Origin of the sequence: Thalassotalea sp. Y01 (assembly GCF_012932945.1) — a bacterium.
Taxonomy (GTDB): Bacteria; Pseudomonadota; Gammaproteobacteria; order Enterobacterales; family Alteromonadaceae; genus Thalassotalea_A.
Genome location: NZ_JABBXG010000005.1, coordinates 110,274 through 131,861 on the forward strand (window position 1 = coordinate 110,274; position 21,588 = coordinate 131,861).

Here is a 21,588-nt window from a genome sequence, read left to right on the forward strand (position 1 = left end):
ACTGACCAATATTTTGTTTGACTTGCTTTCACCTGACTTGATATGGTGATTTTTCCAACGTTAAAAACCGCATGTATCGTACCAGGGTAATCGATAATAAAACGATAATAAGCGCATTACCCAGCCAATACATTGCCATTAATGAAACTATGGGGTAGTCATGAACGACGTACAAGTGAAAACGGACTCTGATGTTAGAGCGGCTTATTTGTCCGCACCAGAGCTTAAGTTAGCCGCTTCTTTGATATATCAGGCATATCACGATGATCCTGTCTTTATCGAATTGTTTGATACTGGCAGTGGCGATTACGAACAAAAACTACGAGCGGCGATTCGTGAAGAGCTGGCGGCGTTTTGGCAAGCCAATCAACCTATCTTGGGGATCTATAAGGGCGAAGCCTTAGTTGGCGTAGCCTGTTTGCATAGCCCAACCGATGGCTTTGGATCTGAGAGGTTTTGGCATTGGCGGTTGAAAATGATGCTGTCGGCAGGCTATGTTTCGACTAAGCAAATGATCCAGAAAGAGCAACAGATCATTGATGCGGTGCCATTTCAACGTTTTCATATCCTTTCGTTTGTGGCAATCCATCCATTGCATCAGCATCACGGCTTTGGCCATTATTTGATGGCGGCGGTTAATGCCACCTTAGAAGACGATAGCAGCAGTGAAGGTGTGGTTATTTACGTTACATCCGATAAATATAAAGCGTTCTTTAAAGAATGTGATTATAAAACACTAGCTGAAATAACCGTTGGACAAGTTACCGGACCATTGATGGTGCATTATCGAGAGTCCTAATGACAACAAAGCCCAAGCAATACCAAAGTTTTAAAGAGTTTTATCCATTCTATTTGTCGCAGCATAAAAACCGCACCTGCCGGAAATTGCATGTTGTTGGCAGTGCTTTGGTGTTGCTTACCCTGGCTTATGCACTTTTGACAGGTCAATATAAATTGCTGTGGTTGTTGCCAGTCATAGGTTATGGGTTTGCTTGGGTAGGGCATTTCTTTTTTGAGAAAAATAGACCTGCGACCTTTACCTACCCACTTTATAGCTTGGTGGGGGATTGGGTCATGTTTTATCAAGAAATAAAATATTACCTAACAGGCCGCAGCCGCTAACCCTTGACTTTTAAACCTTGATCCTAATTCTAATAGTTAGCCCCTAGCCCCTAGCCCCTAGCCCCTAGCCCCTAGCCCCTAGCCCCTAGCCCCTAGCCCCTAGCCCCTAGCCCTAAAACCTAATCCGTCATGATTCAGTGTTTAATTGAACGACATATTTTTTGACTGTGCGCCTGTCTATTTGTGTGTGAGTTGCAACCGCATCATAGGTGCCAAGTTGTTGATACAACATCTGACAATAGCGGTCGTTTAAGCTTTTCAAATCATGACCGATATCCGCGAGTTGTGCTAACAAGGTTTCGGTAGGACCTTGTGTGTTTAAGCGTATGCGATCGCCATGGTAACTGCCGCGATCCAATTGTCTGTTTATGAAAATGTCGAATTAGTCGCCAAGGTAGGGGGACATTACTGGGACACAGAACTTAAATTAACGGACTCTTGCTACGATTCGGTATTGTGTATTGATGATGAAACCATGGAAGAAAACAGTGGTAACGACTCATTCTAAAACATCGGTGTTAATTGGCGTAATGGTGATGGAAGTAGTATTAGTTTGGCATACAGTCGATATAAATTTGAATATCAAAATAAAGAGATAACCTCGGCTTATACCTCAATATAATTGATGTTTCGATCTTAATTATTTGATTTGTCTGTATCTTCTTTGACGGTTGACAATGTCAGTAGCTACGGAGCATAGGGAAATGTTGTTATCTTTATCAGGATAAATGGTAAGTGACTAGCACATCGACATTGACACAATATACTCCCTATTTAATAAAACATACTACCAAGTGAAAGTATGATAAAAGTTACATCATGTTAAATATATTTGACATTGATTTTGAGTCCAACTATTCTTACATGATGTTAAATATATTTGACATCGATTGAAGGGGAAATAGCTATGTCATTTGTTCATAAAAGTGTTTGGGTTCAGTTTTTGATAACCGTGTTTATTGTTTATTATTACGGCAGTGAATTTGCTAACTTATATTCTACAGAGCAGCTTAATGATGACAGCTTTATTTCATTATTATTTTCGACAGCTCTACAGCTGATTATTCTGAATATCGCTGTACATACTATAGTGGCCGTGTTGAGTAACAAGGACGAAGTTGAACAAGAAAGTGATGAGCGAGATATATTGATTAGTTTAAAAGGCGGCAATGCTGCCTACAACATGCTAAGCACTTGGGTTGTAATCGTATTAGTTATTTTATGGGCTACATCATTAGAAAGTGCTCGTTACTACTTTGATACCCTAAGTGTAGGCTTCAATGTGTTGAATATATTACTTGTAGGCTTTCTAGTTGCAGAAACATTAAAATTCTCTTACCAGCTATATTACTACCAAAAAGGTGTCTAAATATGGCTAAAGTATTAACCAACAATATTCGCGTGTTGCGCTTTCATCACAATGAGATGACACAGCAAGAATTAGCTAAAGCGGTTAATGTCTCTAGGCAAACCATTGTCGCGATAGAAAAGAGCAAGTACTCGCCGTCTTTAGAGGTGGCTTTTAAAATTGCAGATGTGTTTAGTGTGTCAATTGCCGATGTATTTAGTTATCAAGTGCAAAGTTAAAGAGCAGTATTGGCTGCTAGTTGCTAGATTGAAAAAATAATTGAGGTTCAAATTTGCCAGACAAGAAGGTTTTAGCATATGTAGCGACTTTCAGAACTTTGCTAATTGCCTTTGCAGGTGTAAGACATATCTTACGTGAGTGTGCGAGAACTCGGCAATTAAACCTTGATTAAGCTTACTCGCAACTCTGAAGCCATTGTTTTTATTGGGCTTGTTGCCAATAAGCTCATAGTTAATTTTTAAAAGCTAAGAAAAATGCGGCTTAACGCCTTTTGTGATGTAAATGAATTGTTAATATGGACACCTCAAGGACGTAATTTCAGGTTCAAGGTGAACCGGCAAGGATGCATGTTTCAAGTTGTTACCAGTGACGGTGACGAACGGGAAAGTCAATGCCCCAGTGCCAGTTAACTTGTTTCACTCGCAAGTGAATGGACTGACTTTCCGAAAAGGAATTCTGCACGGATGAAATCAAGGAAGTTACATCAAGGATTTGATGTTATGGAATGGGATTTACTCATCACAGGACGTGAAGAATTAACAGGATGTTCGCTGGACGCATAACTTGAAGGAGCACCAATACGGTTGCTCCTTTTTTTTCGACAAATTTATTTACCCATGAACAATAAGCCATCAAGATAATTGGCATTTTTTGCTCTGTAAAATTTGCCTAATGTACAAAGTAGTCTCTACGTTTAAATGTTACGCGGCTTATTTTGTTAAGACAGGATGTTATGCAAAGATACTATTTTGCCTGTGATGACAGGGAATCAATACAATTTGCCATTAAAGAGCTAAGGCAATCAGGCTTTGATCGCAGTCAACTTCATATTGTTTCGAATAATGAAAATCGAGACTTTATGGAATCCTTTATGCCGGCTACCGGTAGCTTTTACAGCACCTTACTGTTTGGCTCTCATTTTCTTTGGTTTGCAATTTTTACCGCTATCGCCATTGCGATATTGGCATTTAGTTTTGGTTTTAAGCTATTTACTTTGTTTTGGTGTATGGCGATACCGGTGATCGGTTTTAGCCTATTGAATAGGCAAACAGATTCCTCGTTATTGGAACAACTCAGTGTCAATATTGACTCAGATTTTATTCATCAAAAATTGGATGACGGCAGTTTTATTTTGCTTATTGAAATGCAACACGTGCAAAAAGAGTCTTTAGATTACGTGTTAAATCGTCACCCAGAACTAAAGTGGGGCGGCTTTCACGAATATATTTATCGCCCTTAATCAATACTTACGCTGTTATTGAAGCCATTACTTAAAGCGTTACTTAAACCATTAGTTAAACGTCTAACTCAATCAGCACTAACTCAATACTGACTCAACCATCACTGAACAACAGTTTTGTATTGAAGCTTGTCATTCCATCCCTGCACTTTATGTTTTCCCCCCCTGGCATAGTAAAAACTTAATGCAGATTTATCGTCAGCATTGACTAACACGCTTGCTTCTGTTTTAAATGGTGCTAAATACAGCTCGGTTATCTGTATTGTTGTATTGCATTGGGCAGCGATTTTGATTACTCATTATCAATAGCAAACGAGACCGACATATCGATAAATTAAAAAATAATACGACATAAATTCTGTTTTGCTCATCCAAATTACTGTACTTATCGCTTGTCTAACCTTGGCCATTATATTTTTTATGGCCTGGCGTACTATGGGCAGACAAAAGCATATTTTGTTATTTGCACTCGCCTTTGTGGTGTTATTGCTACAACGCGATTTTAATATTTTTCAATTTGCCTTTGATTCTCATACTGTCTATTGGATGATTGTTTGTACCTTATCAGTACAAAGTGTGATTTTAGGCAGTTGGGGGCACATACTGCGTACTCGCGCACGCTTGAATATTCGTTATTTGTTTTATATTTCGTTGTTGGTATTAGCGGCGACGTATCTATTTACCGATGTATTTCCTCACGCCGGTTTAAGTAAATCTTTATACCTTTATTTTAACGTCAGCTTATTATTTGCCATTGGTGTTGTTATTCTTAAACATCGTGCAAAGCCGCTACCCGCAGAAAAAGGCGCGGCAATATCTTACTTTCTTATGGCGTTATCTCAAGTTGCCGCTGCTAGCATGGCATTGATGCAAGGTCGCGACACCGATGCCTTTTATTGGAACTGGTATAACATCATAAATCTGGTCACTATGCCGGCGGCGTTTATTGCCATGGGATTGTTTGTGGTATTTAGTCTCGCCTCAGATTTGTCCGCAAAGATGCGTTTACTGGCAATGACCGATTCATTAGTTGATTGCTATAACCGACGTGGCTTTTACGAGCAGGCGAAGCAAGATTTAATAGCAACAAACGAGCACCAGCAATTATGTTTATTGTATTTAGATATTGATAATTTTAAAGCCATTAACGATACCCATGGTCACGATGCGGGGGATATGGTTCTCGTGGATACCATAAAATTGGTGAAGGAAAACATCAAAGCCTGCGATATTATTGGTCGCCTTGGTGGCGAAGAATTTGTCATATTATTAAAACGCGCCGATAGAGAAAGTGCCCAAGGGGTTGCTGAGCGTCTTAGAGCGGTAATTGCAAGTCAAGTGGTTGACTATCACGGTATCACCATAAATGTCACCGCCAGTTTCGGTGTGTTTAATTTTGAACATCAGCCTGAATCAATTGAAACCGCCATCAATCAGGCCGACAAGGCGTTGTATCAAGCCAAAGCAATGGGGCGCAATAAAGTGGTGTTTGCAAGTTGAGGTTAAGCTACTAATCTCGAGCCGCTATTATCAAGCCTTTGTTATTAACCCATTAATATCTATAGGCGATTAACAATGTATTGGGAAAACCAAGCCCGTTAGGTGAAGCACTAAATGTAAGGGAGAACTACACTAGCCGGGCTTGGCTTAAACTGCTACCGACAGTTAGTCGAACTGTTAGGTTTAATTTGTTTAAGATTCTTGAGCAATGATTCTTTAGTCTTCTGACAGCCACTGTGAGTGGCCAAAATCTGGATTACAGCCATGGCGCAATGGGTAACGTTGCACCAGCATACGTGCGTTATCATGCTTATCTGCACGGGTGGTTACTACCCATGGCAAATGGAGTGGCGGATTTCCCTCAGACCAGAAAGAAAAATAGCCATGCAGCTCATTCGGTTTTGCTGTTGACTCGCGACCGGCTGTAAGCAATGCATCAGTATCAATTACTGAGCACTGTGATAGCGCGGTTTGGCTGATGTTCATAACCACGTTGATTGCAACGGAGGCGTTTGCTGGGATCGATACCGAGCTAGGGTGCTCAAAACTGAATGCGCTCTTTACATCGTCTGTGGTATGTAATTGATGACCCACTTGATAGGTTTGTGCTGAGTCGGATAAATTGCGTAAAACGATGCGTTTAGGCAGATGCCCTTGGTTACTCACGTCTTCAAAAGCAAACTGAATAAATGGTTGCTTACTAGCTAGTTCCATAACCAGCAGTGGCGAGGCTATCGCCGCGTTGATATTTTCAATGCCTTGGCCATTTGCTAGTGCTTTTAGAGGATCCGGTTTGCCTGTACTTAGGGCTTGAGTGGTTGCCGCGGTATTAACAATAAGCGCATTAATTTCCAACTGTTCTAAGTCTGGGTATGTCTGCTTAACAATATGGGCAGCGACACTCAGTTTATTCAGTTCATTGTTGTTTTCGTCTAGGCTGTTTTTATCTTGGCTTTTTGGGGCTAGGTTATTTTCGGCTAGATCACTATTTGCCCGCTTAAACTCAAAATGATCAGTATAGATGACCGAGCCTGCAGTGAATGCAGCGGCAACACAAATTGCTATGGCACTCTTTTTCATTTTCATATCGCTTTCCTTGAGTACATCAACGGCCCCTATATTTTTATTATTATTGCAAGGGGCAATAGGGTTGTACTGCATTAAGGATTAGCGAGGCAAGGCTCTATTCGACAAATTAACATCAAATTAACTGCAATAGCAGCATTGAACATTGTCATATTTTGTCAATTTATTTAATAAACAATAACTTATAATGTTTATTTGAATGACTTGTGGTAACGATTATTGCAATGCAATTGAGACAATATCAGACTCGTTAGTTATCTTAAGCGTTGCGACAATGGTATCGTCTTTAGCCGCTGATATACCGAAGTGCTTACGAATACTGTCTGCAGGGAAGGTCATTAAGATTTCTTCGCTACCATCTAAGTGGCGCTTTTTGATCTGATCGGAGTCCCAGGTTCGATTAACGTAATAGACACTGTTATCCTGATAAAAGTAGGATGAATGATCATATTGCGCTAACTCATCTGTAAACAAAGTGAACTCATTCGTCGTTGGTTCATATAGCCATAAACCATCACGGTTAATGCGAGAAACGAATAATTGGCCATTGTCACCCTCTATGGCGTACTGCTCACCGCTATTGGTAATTTGCTCAATATCGCCGGTGCTTAAGGTCAGTTTGTATATACCAACGTTATCGTTTTTGTTGGAGACGAAATATAGCGCACTATCATCTCTAGACCAACTTAAGTTATCAACTTTAAGGCCTTTGGTATCAATAGGTTTAAGCTTGTAAGTATGGGTATCGCCCAAGTAAAGAGCTGGTGTACTGTCTTTTTTAACGATAACGGCAAATTGCTCACCATTATGAGACACCGCGGGTACTAAACTGTTACCCATATTCTTGGTTACATTAACGCTACCGGCGTTACTTTTTTTCCATAATGACCAATAGCCGCTGCGATTTGACAAAAATAGAATATCTTTTTTGTGAGCAACATAGCGAGCGTACATATCACGAGATGATGATGAAATTCGTTTAATGGTTTTCTGTGACTTCAGATCTATAAGCGCTACATATTCTTTCGAAATATGACTAGAAAATAGCAGTTTCTTACTGGCCTGATTAAATGATAAATTACTGCCCAAACCAAGGTTGCTGATTGCTTTTTGTGCACCACTATCAAGGTTAATACTCAAGTTTGTTAGACGACCATCTTCTGAGGTACTGACATATAAGGTGTTTTCTGTCAGATCCCAATCGACATCAATGATGCTGATTTTGTTCGACAGAATAACTTGCTCTTGTTGGTTCTCATCTAACAAAATTAAGTCACTTAAACGCACCGCACCTTTGTCACGAATAAACACCATTTGTTTGTTATCAGCAGACCAGTGCGGTGCATAATCGACTTCATTGGTTTGTGGATTGGTGATTTGCGTGCTCTTCTTTGTTTTTAATTCTAAACTGTGGATTGCTACTTTGGTGCCGTGGTTTTTCGAATAACTGACAAAGTCATTGTTGCCATTACTCCAAGTTAAAACACGTCGATATGGAAAGTAATAACAATCATTAACTAATGCGGTATCTGCATTGGTTAAAAATTTGCGCAAGCGGATTTCACATTGGTTATCGCCAGGTGTTCGCACATAGGCTAATAACTGATCGTCACTGGCCCAAGCCGGTGATGCTTCATTTACCTGTTGATGGGTGATCAAATTGAGGGGGCTATCGTCATTTGTTAGATCTTTGACGTAGAGCTCACCACCGGAGCCTTCACGACGCCATTGAAATGCCAGATATTGGCCAGTATTTGAAACAGCAGGGTGTTCTTCAGTACCCTCAAAATTGGTAATGCTGTCGTAGCTGGTGTAATTGTTAACCGCGACAGGTTGCTCTTGTTTCTCTGAAGGCCATAGCACCAATACCACGACCAAGGCGATAAGTGCTAAGCCATTTAAGGCATACAATCCTTTATTGGTGCTTTTAGGCGCAGCGGGGGCTGCACTAGGTTCTTGATCAACTTGGCTAACCGGCAGCATAAGCTGATAGCCGACTTTTGATAAGGTTTGAAAGATGTCTTGCTCGATACCTAAATCTTTAAATGACTTTCGCAACATCCAAGTGGCATTGCGTAACCCGCGCTTACCGACTCCTTCGTTATTATTCCATACCTGTTCAATTGCCAGTTCTGTGCTAACAATATGATTTTTACTTTCTATAAAGAGAATAAGTAATTCATATACTTTGGCGGACAATTTGATTTGTTTATCAGCTAAGCTCAACAACATAGTGTGACTTTCTAATTTACAATCACCAATAAAGTAAGTCTGGTTTGCACTCATACGAAAACTGGTAGGCACTTTTTGCTAATTCAAAATTCGGCATTAAATTAACACAAATTAACAAATATTACAGTAGCATAGTTAAATTCTATGGCAGATCAGAGGAGACTGTTACAAATTCGTTAAGCTTTATCGTTGAGCTCTTTAATGAGCTTTAACATTGCATATATAAGAGGGAACTGTTTGTAAAATGCACAAAATTACTGTTGCTCGATGCCCGCTAATATGAAAAGTATTGTTACTGCGCCAGTTTTTCGCATTAGGTTCGCCTTCGCGGCACTTTTGCGTCGTTTTAACTGGCTATAAAGTAGTGAGCATGGTTTGTAGCAATAAAACAACGTTTTAACACAACGCTTTAACGCAATGCGTTAAAATCAATAGCGTTAAAATCTATCACCTCACCGCCGAATTTATCGCTAAAAGCAATGGCGTCTTGCTTTTGACTGAAGCTCGCCAAGGTTTTCCCCATTGCACCTAGTTGACTAGAACCAACCACATACCATGCCGATTTGGCATCAATAAAGTAACTATCATTTGGTTCACCCCATGGTGCTTTACTCATATCATGAACAAAGATGGCAGTGACGTTTCGAGTGTTTTCTGGGTCGAGATAAAAGCTGAATAGATCGCGCGTAGAGCAAAACTTATGCACCTTTTCTCCTTGGTCATTGCGGTATAATTGACCTTTAGGTCCAGAATAATCGCTGATTAACATACCGCATAAGTGACATTCATCACCGCTTTCTATAGCGTGGGCAGTGAGTAACATTTTTTGTTGGTTAGTGTTATCACAAGCGACCAATAACAAAGAGGCTATGAACATGTACAAAGTTAAAAATAGTGTTTTCATTACAATGTTTTCTTCTTTAACAGCCAAATGGATAAACTCAGAGGCAAAATAATCCAAGCGGTGAGCACTGAAAACAACGATGTTTGTGACATGGTGGAGTTAACCGCCATTGCGACACTGCCATTTACGTCAGCGCTGTCTAAGCCCGCAAGATTGACCAATCTGAAAATATCCGCTGGATTGAGCATCATCAATTTTGTTAAACCTTGTTGACTAATGCCTTGCTCAACACCGACTAAAAATGCCAATAGCGCTAAATCAAAGACTAACGCAAATAAAAACCAAGTAATCAAAGCCAAGCCTGCAGCTTTTGATTTTTCGTTGACCGACAAGCTAATCAAATAAGCGATTGCGGTAAAACTCAAGCCAAGTAATATGGCACTGGCAATAAAGATAGCAAAACTATAAAGGATAATTATGTCGCTATGTTGGCTATATAAAATAAGCGCACAGCTACCAAAACCAAAAAAAATTGCTAACCCGATAATCGCACCTTGACCGATGAACTTGCCTAGTAATAATTGTGGCTTGCTAAGCGGATAGGTGAGCAATAACAACAAGGTGCCGCTTTCTTGTTCGCCTACGAAACTATCGTAGCTTACTAATAACGCTATTAGAGGCACTAAAAACACGGTTAGACTTGCTAAGCTGGCGATGGTTGTTGACAGAGACGCGACTTCAAGGGTTCCTGATACAGCAGAGCCAAAGTAGGTTAAACCAATGGATAAGATGGTGAAAATTGCAGTGATTGAAATCAACCAACGGTTTCTCAATCCATCTTTGAACTCTTTACTAGCAACCGTAAACATCGACATATTATTTGTGCTCCTGATTGCTTTGATTCGCTATAGCCGAATAGTGTTGGTATAACTGATCTAAGCTTGCTGATTGCAACGACAAATCGTGCAAGTCGTTATTAGCTAATAGATGTTTCAATACCTCGATCTTTTTATCTTCAGGCACCAGCAGCGTAGCCTCGCCATTTTCATTTGTGACTTTGTTTTTGCTGTTATTGTCCCTATGGCATTGCACGTATTGCGCTAATTCAGGGTGGTTATTTAACTGTTGTCGCAAACCAACGGGTTTTATCGTCACCGGTAAGTTTGCTTGCTGACGCAATGCTGATAAGCTGCCAACCGCCTGCACTTTGCCAGCAGATAGTATCATTGCTCTATCGATATGTTGCTCGACGCCTCGTAATACATGTGAGCATAAAATAATACTGCAGCCTTGTGTTTTCAATTGTTCGACTGTTTGGTAAAACTCGGCTGTGGCAATAGGATCTAAGCCAACCGTTGGCTCATCAAGCAGGAGTAGCTTTGGCTTGCCGATAAACGCTTGAGCTAATCCTAAGCGTTGGCGCATACCTTTTGAATAGGTTTTTACTTTCCGATTCATCGCATGGCTGATGCCAACTTGCTCTAATAAATTTATCGCCATGGACTTATCATAGCCTTTCAATTTGGAGAAGTAGGTGAGTACTTCTAAGCCAGACAATTGCTCATAAAAGCTGACATTTTCTGGCAAATAGCCTATTTGTGCTCGAATTGGCCAAGCATCACTTTTATCGGGTTGATTCGACAATACGTTAATTTGCCCCTGACAAGGGGAGATAATACCCAAAATAAGCTTCATCATTGTGGTTTTACCTGCGCCATTGTGGCCAAACAAGCCAAGAATTTCGCCTTGATTGAGGGTCATGCTAACGTCATCTAAGGCGACTACGCCTCGATAGCGTTTAACAATGTTTTTAAGTGAAATCAGTGGCTCATTCATAGTTGTTCTTCTATGGCTTTGCTGTCAGTTGGGGCTCGGTAGGTGAGCAGGGTGATTGTTCGGATTTACTATTAGGTATTCGTTGTAGTTGATGCTTTGAGTGCATTAGCGGGAAGCTGTCTTTCACTCCCGGTGGTTTTAGTACTGGAAATTGTTTTTGTACCCAGCGCAAAATAACAACTGCAGGGCTGTCCATCAACATTTTCATCTCAGGATATTGCCATACCAATTTATCAATACCGTCATTTGGCTCAAAAATAACATCACCAATGTTGTCATTATTAATATCCCAACCAAGGTAGTTGCTCCAGTAATTGCCTTGCCCATCTTTGCTCCATTCTTGTTTTTTGTTCGATACGTATTTCACCTGTGTCGGATTATTAATAAAGCTGTTGCTGTACACCTGGGTGTACTCAGAGCCGGCGGTAAGATGTATGCCTATTTCAGTGGTGTCTATTAGGTTATCAGCAATGGTGTTATAGGCTGAGTTATAGACAAACAGACCTTTGCCATCTCGACCGAGTACTTTGTTTTCAGGCTTGGTCCAGACGTTGACGATTTGGTTATTAGAGATGGTTGAGTAGGTGATAAAATTTAATAAAAAGCCGTAATCTTCGCTATCTTGGGTGCGGTTACCGATGACGGTTAAGTGGCGCGAGCTCATCAGCGCATATCCGGCACGGGTATTGAAGGCAAGGTTATTGAGTACCTTATTGCTGTGCGAATACATATAATGGATGCCATAACGCAGATTGTGCATGGTGTTGTGTTCTAGGACATTATCTTGGCTGGAGATAATATATAATCCATCTCGTGTTTTGGAAATATTGTTTCCCTTCACGCGAGCTTTTTTTACATTGGACAGTTGTATTCCGTTGCCTCTATCAGCCGAACGCAATGTGTCGTTGCCTATTACCGTATTATCTTCGACCGTTACCTGCTCAATGTTTTGCAGCCACATGCCAAAACCATCACCTTGTAAGTGATTGTTTTTTATCGTGATGTTGTGGCTTTTTTGATCTGAGTAAATGCCCGCATTTTGATCGGTTAAATCATCACCCCAGTTAATGATACTGAGATTTTCAAGGTGAATGTTACTATGTTGTAAATGCAGAGCGTGCCCTTGTCCACCTGCATCGATGATGCTGCCATCAATATCCCCAGTGCTATTAGCGATAGAAACGCCTTTAAGGGTAATGGCTTTATTAATAATAAAATTACCGCTATATATAGCGTTGCTCAATAAGACAATATCGCCATCTTTAGTTTGATCAAGGATGCGTTGTAGATTATCTTTTGGCAGCACATGCCATTGCTGAGCCCACGCGTCATTGACAGCGAGACAAATAATGATAATCAGCAAACAAATACGACAACAGTAAAGCAAAGAATTCTCTCTTTATTTATTATTATTTAAGCAAGTATAACCCCTTATGCGGCTCATATTGTCGAGCCGCATGAAGGGTTGTGTTTACGCTTGAACCAACATACGACCGCGCATTTCCATATGCAACGCATGACAGAACCAGTTACAGTAGTACCACTGTACGCCAGGCTTGTCGGCGACAAATGTGATAGAGGCTGTCGCTTGCGGGCCTATTTCCATTTGTACGCCGTGATTGGTCATACAAAAACCATGTGTAACATCTTCTACTTGATCCAAATTGGTGACGACAACAGTAACTTCATCGCCGAGTTTTACTTTAAATTCCGTCATGCCGAAATTTGGAGCAACAGAGGTCATATAGACTCTAACTTTTTTACCATCACGGATGACTTTATTATCGGTCATCACATTAACACCGTCTTTTTCAGCCATGGCAATGGTATCGGCAAAAATTGGATCATCGCGAGTCCACAGCTTTTTCGGCTTCATTTTACTGCGATGGACAATGATACAGTCATGAGGCTCAGCGTATGTTGGGCCATCATGCACCAGCTTCATTTCATCGCCAGAGATATCAATCAATTGATCGTTTTCAGCGCGCAATGGACCGACTGGTAAAAATCTGTCTTTAGAGAATTTACAAAGCGACACCAACCATTTGCCATCTGCGTCACGAGTTTCACCCTGTGAGGTATGGTTATGACCTGGTTGGTAATGAACATCGAGTTTTTGGCGAATATAATTTACTTTCTCACCATTGTGAGCTGCAATCGCATCATCAACATTCCATTTGGCGATTTGGCTATCGAGGAATAAGGTCGTATAGGCATTGCCTTTGTTATCGAAGGCTGTATGCAATGGGCCTAAGCCTAATTCTGGCTCCGCAACAATGGCATCACGAGGTTTGATTTTGTCGGCAAATAAATCATCCAACTTTTCAATAGCAATGATCGATACGGTAGGGGATAGCTTACCATTGGCGACAAAATACTTACCGTCTGACGAGGTGTTTAGGCCATGTGGTGATTTTGGTACTGGAATATATCGCGTTAAGTCAGAGCCTTTGCGACCATCAAGCACCGGTACATCGTTGCCGTTATAGGTTTTAAAGTTGCCGGCTTTAACGGCCGCTTCACAACGGGCTAAATTGAAGATCACTACATGATCACGTTCAGCGGTGATCATCTCTCCTAAGTTCATTCCCATTTCTGAGTTGTAGCAGGTTGAAGCGAAATATTTACCGTCGTAATCGGCATCGGTGTTATCTAGGTTGCCGTCTACCATAACTTGAAAGGCTACTTCCATTTTTTCCGCATCAACGACATTAAATAAAGAGCGATAGGTACTGACATCTTCTAATGATTCCTTACCGTCATTATTCATCGGTATTTCATATTCGCCATTACAAATAACGTATTTTGTGTAAGGTACTTTTTGTACGCGCAAACCGTGAATAGCATGAGCGTTAGGAATCGACAACATTTTGTCGGTTTTCATCACATCACAACGGATCCGAGCAACACGAGTATTAGCTTTGTCATTTATAAACACATATTTACCGTCGTAGCGACCGTCTTGCATACTCATATGCGGATGATGCGAGTCACCGGCCATAATATGTGCGCTGTCACCTTTTATGCGTTTACTTTCATTGGTCGTGCCCCAACCGGTTGCACTGTCGGTATTGAATACTGGGATGCGCATTAACTCGCGCATTGAAGGAATACCTAGAATTCTTACTTCACCTGAATGGCCACCACTCCAGAAACCATAATACTCATCCAGATCACCAGGGTGAACAAATGGACTGTTTTTTGCCTCGGCTGCTTGCGCTGTTGCCATATTGGCGAACATTGCCGCTGTCATCGGTGCAGCCAGAGCGCCGGCGCCTATCGCCGCTGTTTTACCAAAAAACTTACGTCTGTCTTTGCTTTGTATTACGTCACTTTTGAGGTCTTTTTCGTTATTGCTCATAGTCTTCTCCATTAAGGATTATGAATTTGTTTTTACTGCTTCATGGTTTTAGCTCACTTCAACCGCCGTTATTGGTTTGCCGAAATCTTTTTGTTTTTTTCGGGCCATTTTCTTAAGTGGCGGGCATTTTTGTTCATTAAAATAGGTTACTTGGCAGTCGAGACAATAGTGGCATTCGCGCATATTAATATGACCGTCTGGGTGTATGGCTTGGATCTCACATTCCTTGGCGCACGTTTTACATGGTTGGCCACATTCCTTGCGGCGTTTTAACCAATCGAATAATCTTAGGCTATTACCCGTTGAAAGAGCCGCACCAAGTGGGCATAGGTATCGGCAAAACATTTTTCGAGAAAACACGTTGACTAATAACAAAAACAACGCCCACAGAATAAAAGGCAGCTCACGATCAAACTTTAATAAAAAGGTGGTTTTAAACGGTTCTATTTCGGCAAATTGCTCAGCCAACGCTAACGAGTCAAAGGACAAGCCAAATAAGCCAAGTAAAATTAAATATTTGATTGCCCATAAGCGTTCATGCACAGCAAAAGGCAACTCATACTGCGGTACTTTAAAGTATCTTGCACAAACATTAATTAATTCTTGTAAGGCGCCAAATGGGCATAACCAACCGCAATAAACGGCACGTCCCCATAACAACACTGTAACCGCGGCAGCGCACCAAAGAATAAAGATAACCGGGTCTAATAAAAATAAATCCCAAGAGAAGTCACTCATAAAGGCTTGCAAGAACGTAAAGACATTGACTACGGACAGTTGGCCACCCCATGACCAACCGATAAACACCACAGTGACCACTAAAAACCCGTGTCTGAAGTTATGCATAAATGTTGGGTGTCGCACCAAAATATCTTGAAAGAATAAGGTTGCCAATAAAATCAGCATCAAGATCATTAAGGCGATGACTTCAACATTTTTCTCGAACCATACTTGTTCGATTAAAGTCCGTTCTGGCTCGGGTTCAATAACAGGAGGTCTGTCTATGTATTGATCTAGGGTGTGGTAATCCCCTTTAAAGCTGGTAAATAAGCTGTCAATAGCCCCCAGTTGTCGGCGTACCAGTAATTCTAACTGCCAATCAACTCCAGGGTTAAATTCAAAATGTTCACGAATTATGAACAGGTCCATTTCTTTAAACTGCGGTGCTCCTGCTATGTAAATGTCAGAGATGCGATGATGATCAAGGTCGCGAAAAGAAATAGCATTGTCGTTTTGTAATATTTGAATACGGTCAAAAATACCGCCTCGGACATAGCCTGAACCTTTAAAGGAATAGCCGTTGCCTAATAAAATGATGGCGTGCTCACCAGGTTGCAGCATAGACATAAGCCAAGCATATTCACTTTCGCCCAGTAAGTTTTTACCAATGTTTGGCAAGTTTGCTTGAGCAAAAAATATCTGCGTGAACATATCGTCTTTTTGTTCTGCGCTTGCCTCGTCGATGTGTTCGGCTTCGGTACCTATAAATGCCTTATCAACTGTTGCTCTGTCTAAATACAAAGAACGAAGCGAACCGTCACCAACCAAGGTTTGCCAGTCAGATTGTTGGTATACATCGCCTAAAATGGTTGCCATAGGAACTATGACTTGCGAGCTAGCACTGATGATGCCCAAATGTCGAGCCAGTTTGGTTGCCGAACGAGTTATAGCAACATTCATTACCATCACTGTGACCGTTGCCCCAGATAGGCCATCGAGATGAATCATGTTTTCGGTTTGGTTACCACCAACTTTGAGGCGATCACTGACTTTTAAACCACTGTATTGGTCAACAAAGGCATGTAATTTACTTTCAGGGATTCCGGCAAGGATGATTGGTTCGTGATGTTCGAGCACTTTAGTCGCCAGATAGTTACCGTCTTTATCTATGGCTACCAACATATTAACGGGCTCACCAGAATAGGCGGGTATTTTATTGATATCATTGGTTTCAAAAGCGTAGCCAATGATTTCCCCATTATCTTCAACAACCCAATGAAGGATTTCTCCTGATTTATCTTTTATAATGGCGGTTTTAGGGAATATTTTTTGAATCAACGGTAGCGGTTCTTTGGGCGGGCTAACAAAGACTGCATAGCTTGGGGTAGAAACAGCAAAAGTAAGCAAACAAGCTATGAATAGTTGTGCTAACAGGTATTTCGCATGTCTCAAAGTGACCATTACATATAACCCCAATCTGTTGGTGTTTATATATGATTAATGCGTAAATCGTTGTGTTAACCATATATTAACAAATTATTTTAGTCGCTTGTTTAAAAAACGGCTTGATTTAAATCAACATTAATTGAAAAGAAGTACTTAAAAATAAACAAGATTTGCACTAATGACGGACTTTGGTTTAGTTAAACCTCGGCCCGTAAAAAGACAATATAAGAAAGACTAGAAAGACAAGAAAGGTAGCACAAAATTGTTATCGAAAATATGGTAGGGCGCTCTATTATAGCAACAGTGCAAGATTTTATAAGGCTTAATATAAATGCTGCCAAATCGTTTAAGGCATCCTGCTTTATTCTATCTCTCGCTTCCATGCAGTCGAACAAGAGCAAGTTCTGTTGTCGAGTTAAATACAAAAAAGCCCTAACATTTCTGTTAGGGCTTTATCGTATGAATGGTGCCGACTGCCGGAGTCGAACTGGCGACCTACTGATTACAAGTCAGTTGCTCTACCAACTGAGCTAAGTCGGCACACAAAACTGTGTGCGATACATAATTGTATCTTGGCACCGAATTAACAAACTTAATCGTTAATTCAAAATATGGTGCCCAGAGGCGGAATCGAACCACCGACACGGGGATTTTCAATCCCCTGCTCTACCGACTGAGCTATCTGGGCAAACTTCGGTTTTAATTTAGAAAACCTAAAAAGATTTTCAATACCATTCCAAATTGCTCTACCGACTGAGTTATCTGGATGTGTCTTGAAGACGGGCGCTATTAAACTGTTTTTCTTTTCTCTCGTCAACCATTTTTTTGCAAAAAAATTTCAATTGCAGAAAAATAGCGCAAATATTACATTTTATCGCCAATTCGCGACGTGAAATTACCAGATTTAGCGGTTGAGGTAGCAAATATGAGTCAAAGGTAAAAAACATTGAGCAAACCAATAGGGCAATAAAAAAGGCCGCCATAGCGACCTTTATTGATTTTATTGCGACAAATTATTTGTTTTGTGGCACATAACCTTCAATTTTGGGTTCTTTGCCTTCAAATAAAAACTCCACCATGGTTTTTTCTAAGAAGGTGCGATCCTCGGCATTCATCATAGATAACTTATGTTCGTTAATCAGCATGGTTTGCTTTTTCTGCCAAATTCCCCAGGCTTCTTTACCAATGTTATCGAAAATACGTTTTCCTATGTCACCGGGATAAAATTGAAAATCCAGGCCATCGTCTTCTTTTTTAAAGTGCTGACAAAATACTTTACGACTCATTATGATCTCTACTCATTGGCTGTTTTTGCAAGCTTTCAATCAACACTTTTGATGGTGCTGCCAAGCCTACACTCATTGGTTGGCGCAAATGGTACCAAAGCTGGCTGTTATTTTCATTAATATTTGCATTGCTTGGGTTGACCTCGACCTCAACTAATACTGGTTTAATGTCTAAATGGAAATGAGAAAAGGTGTGACGAAATTCATTCAATGTCTGTTTATCAATAGGCAATAAACCAAGTTCATCGAGTTTATCGTTAATACCTGCGGCATTGTCTACTTCATAGAAACTAAATAAACCACCCCAGATACCGGATGATGGACGTTTGTACATCAACAGTTCATCTTGATTTTTTAACAGCAGCATCACCGTCGATTTAACCGGTTTATCTTTCTTTGGTTTTTTACCGGGAAAGTTTTGCTGTTGTTCATGGTAAAACCCTTGGCACTTTTGTTTTAATGGGCATACCACACAGGCGGGCTTTGAGCGGGTACAAACCATGGCGCCAAGGTCCATCATCGCTTGGTTAAAGTTATCAACGCGCTGAATTGGCGTGACATCTTCGCTGACTTGCCAAAGCTGTTTTTCAAAACTAGCTAAACCTGGATAGCCTGCGACCATGTTATAACGGGCAAGAACGCGTTTAACATTACCATCTAATATAGGATGATGTTGACCTAAGCTTAACGACAAAATAGCACCCGCGGTGCTTTTGCCAATACCAGGTAAGGCGATCACTTGTTCAATATCGGTTGGAAACTGCCCCTGATAATCATCACGAATCGTTTTCGCTGCCTTGTGTAAATTTCTAGCGCGGGCGTAATAACCAAGCCCAGTCCAATGATGCAATACGCTATCTTCATCGGCGTTGGCCAAGGCGATGATATCCGGAAACGATTTCATAAAACGGGTGTAATAGGGAATAACCGTGGCGACCTGAGTTTGCTGTAGCATGATTTCAGAAATCCAGACGCGATAGGGTGTTTTATCTTGTTGCCAAGGCAAGTCTTTGCGGCCTTGTTCGTCGTACCAACCAAGGACTTTGTCACTAAACGACATAATTAGAGATGTACCAAGTATTTAAGCTATTTATATGTTGGCTTTGAATGCTTGATGTTTATTTTTATTAACGATGTAATACCAAAAGAAAAAAACAAACAGCAAAGCGCAACACTCATAAGCAAGCAGTGTATCGAAATCATCATAGTTAAAAAAGCCTTATTCTTTGAATCTAACGCTAGCCATGCCATCAGAGCTTGCTTGAAAACATCACCAATGATCTCAAAGCTTGACTAAACTATGCAGTACGATACTCACCACCCATTTCATTGAGGCCACCATGATCATATTAGATAAAGCCAAAAATCGTAGTCGACGTCTGCGCAAAAAATTGCGAGTCGATGAATTTCAAGAGCTTGGCTTTGATGTGGCTTGGTCGTTTGCTGAAGGTACCAGCAATGATGAGATTGACCAATTTATTGATAAGTTCTTTAAAGAAGCCATTGAGCCCAATGGCCTAGGTTATGGTGGTGAAGGGGATTTATTATGGCATGGTCTAGTGTGTACCCAAAAACTTGGTAAATGCACAGACGAGCATCGTAAGATTGTTGAAACTTGGCTCAGTGATAATGGCGCGAAATCGGTGGCCGTGTCAGAGTTGTACGATGTTTGGTGGTCGTGATTGGGCGACCTTGAGGTGGATGATCTAGCGACTAAAGTTGAGTTTAGCCTGTAAGGCTTTATAATACGCGCCGTTTCAGATTTTTATTTCCAATTTCACTAAAATTAGAGAGTAATGCTTTTATGAGCGAAGAACGTGGTCACAAAACCATAGAGCAAGCCGAATCGGAAGGTAAATACATTCGTAAAGTGCGTAGCTATGTTAAACGTGAAGGTCGCCTTACCAAAGGTCAAGCGCGTGCCCTTGAAACCTTATGGGATAGCATGGGACTTAATCATAGTGATGGTCTGCTGACGATGAGTGCGGTTTTTGGTAACGATAACCCAGTTACTCTAGAAGTTGGTTTTGGCATGGGTAAGTCATTGGTAGAAATGGCAAAAAATGACCCTAAACGCAATTTTATTGGTATCGAAGTACATCGTCCTGGCGTTGGCGCTTGTTTGGCTCTAGCAGAAGAACAAGGCGTAACGAATCTTCGAGTTTATGAACATGATGCCATCGAAATTATCGCTGATTGCATTCCAAATGGCAGTATCGATACGATGCAGCTGTTTTTCCCTGATCCATGGCATAAAGCACGTCATCATAAACGTCGTATTGTAAAGCCTGAGTTTATCGAAAGTATTCGTCAGTTGTTAAGAGTCGGTGGTGTGTTTCATATGGCAACCGATTGGGAAAACTATGCTGAATGTATGTTAGATGATATGAGCGGTGCGCCGGGTTTTAAAAACTTATCAGAAAACGGTGACTATGTTCCTCGTCCTGACTCTCGCCCGTTGACTAAATTTGAAAACCGTGGCCAAAACCTAGGTCATGGTGTTTGGGATCTGCAATTCGCAAAAATTGACTAGATTGCCATAAAGCAATGTTTGCTGAGTACATTAAAAAAGGGCTGGTAGAAATACCAGCCCTTTTTTGTTGATGATGTTTTTAGTGTTTATACAGCAGGCTAATTAAAAGAGCTCATATAACAGCTAGTAAAAGAGCTTGTATAGATCAGTAGCTTAAAACTAACCGATCACTTTACCGTGCAGGTTGTATCGTTCGCCGTTAGCAACATAATGATCCGCGGCAAATTTTAACATTTTGATGTGTTTGTCTTGCAATTGTTTTACCACCTTGCCTGGACTGCCTAAAACCATAGAACCATCCGGTACTTCCATTCCTTCTGGTACTAATGCATTGGCACCAATAATGCAGTTTTTGCCGATTTTGGCACCATTTAATACTACCGCATTCATGCCAATTAGGCTGTTATCACCAATTGTGCAGCCATGTAACATGACTTTATGACCAACGGTAACGTTGTCACCTATGAGCATTGGGTGACCCGGGTCAACGTGTAAAATACTGCCATCTTGAATGTTAGAGTTCTCACCAATAACTATTTTGTCATTATCGGCACGAATTACTACGTTAAACCAGATGCTGGCGTTCTTCTCAATAATGGCGTCACCAATAACAACGGCATTAGGGGCAATAAAATTATTGCCTGAAAAGCTCGGTTTTTTATCTTCTATTTGGTAAATCATGAATATTTTCCATCCCCATAAAAGGCGCGTCAGCCAAGACTTTTACTGGCTTGGCAGGTCTTTTTTTATCATTTTTATGGCGTTCATAATGACCAGAGCCTAAAAAAATTGCA

General features: G+C 40.8%; 20 protein-coding genes and 2 tRNA genes. 9 read left to right on the top strand and 13 right to left on the bottom strand.

Annotated features, from left to right (window positions below; translation table 11 throughout):
* Nucleotides 1-160: 160 nt before the first annotated feature.
* The 7 genes from HII16_RS08790 to HII16_RS08820 all read left to right on the top strand — a co-directional run bounded on the left by HII16_RS08790 (nt 161) and on the right by HII16_RS08820 (nt 5,450).
* Nucleotides 161-799: a GNAT family N-acetyltransferase gene (locus HII16_RS08790; protein ID WP_169129373.1), complete on the top strand. Its 639-nt coding sequence runs from the start codon at nt 161-163 to the stop codon at nt 797-799.
* On the top strand, nt 799-1,122 hold the full coding sequence (locus HII16_RS08795; protein ID WP_169129375.1) for a DUF962 domain-containing protein: 324 nt from the start codon (nt 799-801) through the stop codon (nt 1,120-1,122). The genes HII16_RS08790 and HII16_RS08795 overlap by 1 nt, the downstream gene beginning before the upstream one ends.
* Nucleotides 1,123-1,459: 337 nt before the next feature.
* The gene (locus HII16_RS08800) at nt 1,460-1,630 is read left to right on the top strand and encodes a hypothetical protein (RefSeq protein WP_169129377.1); all 171 of its coding nucleotides are present in this window, start codon (nt 1,460-1,462) and stop codon (nt 1,628-1,630) included.
* A gap of 399 nt (nt 1,631-2,029) precedes the next feature.
* Nucleotides 2,030-2,491: a hypothetical protein gene (locus HII16_RS08805; protein ID WP_169129379.1), complete on the top strand. Its 462-nt coding sequence runs from the start codon at nt 2,030-2,032 to the stop codon at nt 2,489-2,491.
* A 2-nt stretch (nt 2,492-2,493) separates the two neighbouring features.
* Entirely contained in the window at nt 2,494-2,709 is a 216-nt protein-coding gene (locus HII16_RS08810; RefSeq protein WP_135437455.1) for a helix-turn-helix transcriptional regulator, read from the top strand.
* A 734-nt stretch (nt 2,710-3,443) separates the two neighbouring features.
* Nucleotides 3,444-3,950, top strand: a complete 507-nt coding sequence (locus tag HII16_RS08815) for a hypothetical protein (protein ID WP_169129381.1) — start codon at nt 3,444-3,446, stop codon at nt 3,948-3,950.
* A gap of 435 nt (nt 3,951-4,385) precedes the next feature.
* Nucleotides 4,386-5,450, top strand: a complete 1,065-nt coding sequence (locus HII16_RS08820) for a GGDEF domain-containing protein (protein WP_248289562.1) — start codon at nt 4,386-4,388, stop codon at nt 5,448-5,450.
* Between the two features lie 216 nt (nt 5,451-5,666).
* Here HII16_RS08820 and HII16_RS08825 read toward each other — a convergent pair whose 3' ends face one another.
* From HII16_RS08825 to mutY, 12 genes are all read right to left on the bottom strand, one after another.
* A complete protein-coding gene (locus HII16_RS08825) occupies nt 5,667-6,536 on the bottom strand; it encodes a hypothetical protein (RefSeq protein ID WP_169129385.1) in 870 nt (289 codons plus the stop codon).
* Nucleotides 6,537-6,752: 216 nt separating this feature from the next.
* Complete coding sequence (locus HII16_RS08830) at nt 6,753-8,822, bottom strand: winged helix-turn-helix domain-containing protein (RefSeq protein ID WP_169129387.1); 2,070 nt, start codon at nt 8,820-8,822, stop codon at nt 6,753-6,755.
* 355 nt (nt 8,823-9,177) lie between these two features.
* Nucleotides 9,178-9,672: a nitrous oxide reductase accessory protein NosL gene (locus tag HII16_RS08835; protein ID WP_169129389.1), complete on the bottom strand. Its 495-nt coding sequence runs from the start codon at nt 9,670-9,672 to the stop codon at nt 9,178-9,180.
* Nucleotides 9,672-10,487, bottom strand: coding sequence for an ABC transporter permease subunit (locus HII16_RS08840; RefSeq protein WP_169129391.1), 816 nt, complete (start codon nt 10,485-10,487; stop codon nt 9,672-9,674). Before HII16_RS08840 ends, HII16_RS08835 begins: the two co-directional genes overlap by 1 nt.
* 1 nt (nt 10,488) lies before the next feature.
* Entirely contained in the window at nt 10,489-11,448 is a 960-nt protein-coding gene (locus HII16_RS08845; RefSeq protein ID WP_169129393.1) for an ABC transporter ATP-binding protein, read from the bottom strand.
* 10 nt (nt 11,449-11,458) lie between these two features.
* Nucleotides 11,459-12,802, bottom strand: a complete 1,344-nt coding sequence (locus HII16_RS08850; RefSeq protein WP_348981406.1) for a nitrous oxide reductase family maturation protein NosD — start codon at nt 12,800-12,802, stop codon at nt 11,459-11,461.
* Nucleotides 12,803-12,919: 117 nt separating this feature from the next.
* Entirely contained in the window at nt 12,920-14,809 is a 1,890-nt protein-coding gene (nosZ, locus tag HII16_RS08855; protein WP_169129395.1) for a TAT-dependent nitrous-oxide reductase, read from the bottom strand.
* 48 nt (nt 14,810-14,857) lie between these two features.
* The gene (locus HII16_RS08860; protein ID WP_169129397.1) at nt 14,858-16,990 is read right to left on the bottom strand and encodes a NosR/NirI family protein; all 2,133 of its coding nucleotides are present in this window, start codon (nt 16,988-16,990) and stop codon (nt 14,858-14,860) included.
* Nucleotides 16,991-17,439: 449 nt separating this feature from the next.
* Nucleotides 17,440-17,515 (bottom strand) — tRNA-Thr (locus HII16_RS08865).
* 72 nt (nt 17,516-17,587) lie between these two features.
* Nucleotides 17,588-17,663, bottom strand: a tRNA-Phe gene (locus HII16_RS08870).
* A gap of 325 nt (nt 17,664-17,988) precedes the next feature.
* The gene (locus HII16_RS08875; protein ID WP_169129399.1) at nt 17,989-18,261 is read right to left on the bottom strand and encodes an oxidative damage protection protein; all 273 of its coding nucleotides are present in this window, start codon (nt 18,259-18,261) and stop codon (nt 17,989-17,991) included.
* A complete protein-coding gene (gene mutY, locus HII16_RS08880) occupies nt 18,251-19,321 on the bottom strand; it encodes an A/G-specific adenine glycosylase (RefSeq protein WP_169129401.1) in 1,071 nt (356 codons plus the stop codon). The genes HII16_RS08875 and mutY overlap by 11 nt, the downstream gene beginning before the upstream one ends.
* Before the next feature lie 280 nt (nt 19,322-19,601).
* Here mutY and HII16_RS08885 point away from each other — a divergent pair, with 280 nt between their 5' ends.
* Both HII16_RS08885 and trmB read left to right on the top strand, forming a co-directional pair.
* The gene (locus tag HII16_RS08885) at nt 19,602-19,943 is read left to right on the top strand and encodes a YggL family protein (RefSeq protein ID WP_169129403.1); all 342 of its coding nucleotides are present in this window, start codon (nt 19,602-19,604) and stop codon (nt 19,941-19,943) included.
* 122 nt (nt 19,944-20,065) lie between these two features.
* The gene (gene trmB / locus HII16_RS08890) at nt 20,066-20,794 is read left to right on the top strand and encodes a tRNA (guanosine(46)-N7)-methyltransferase TrmB (RefSeq protein WP_169129405.1); all 729 of its coding nucleotides are present in this window, start codon (nt 20,066-20,068) and stop codon (nt 20,792-20,794) included.
* 159 nt (nt 20,795-20,953) lie between these two features.
* On the opposite strand, the gene HII16_RS08895 is transcribed toward trmB, so the two are convergent.
* The gene (locus tag HII16_RS08895; RefSeq protein WP_169129407.1) at nt 20,954-21,475 is read right to left on the bottom strand and encodes a gamma carbonic anhydrase family protein; all 522 of its coding nucleotides are present in this window, start codon (nt 21,473-21,475) and stop codon (nt 20,954-20,956) included.
* Nucleotides 21,476-21,588 lie beyond the last annotated feature (113 nt).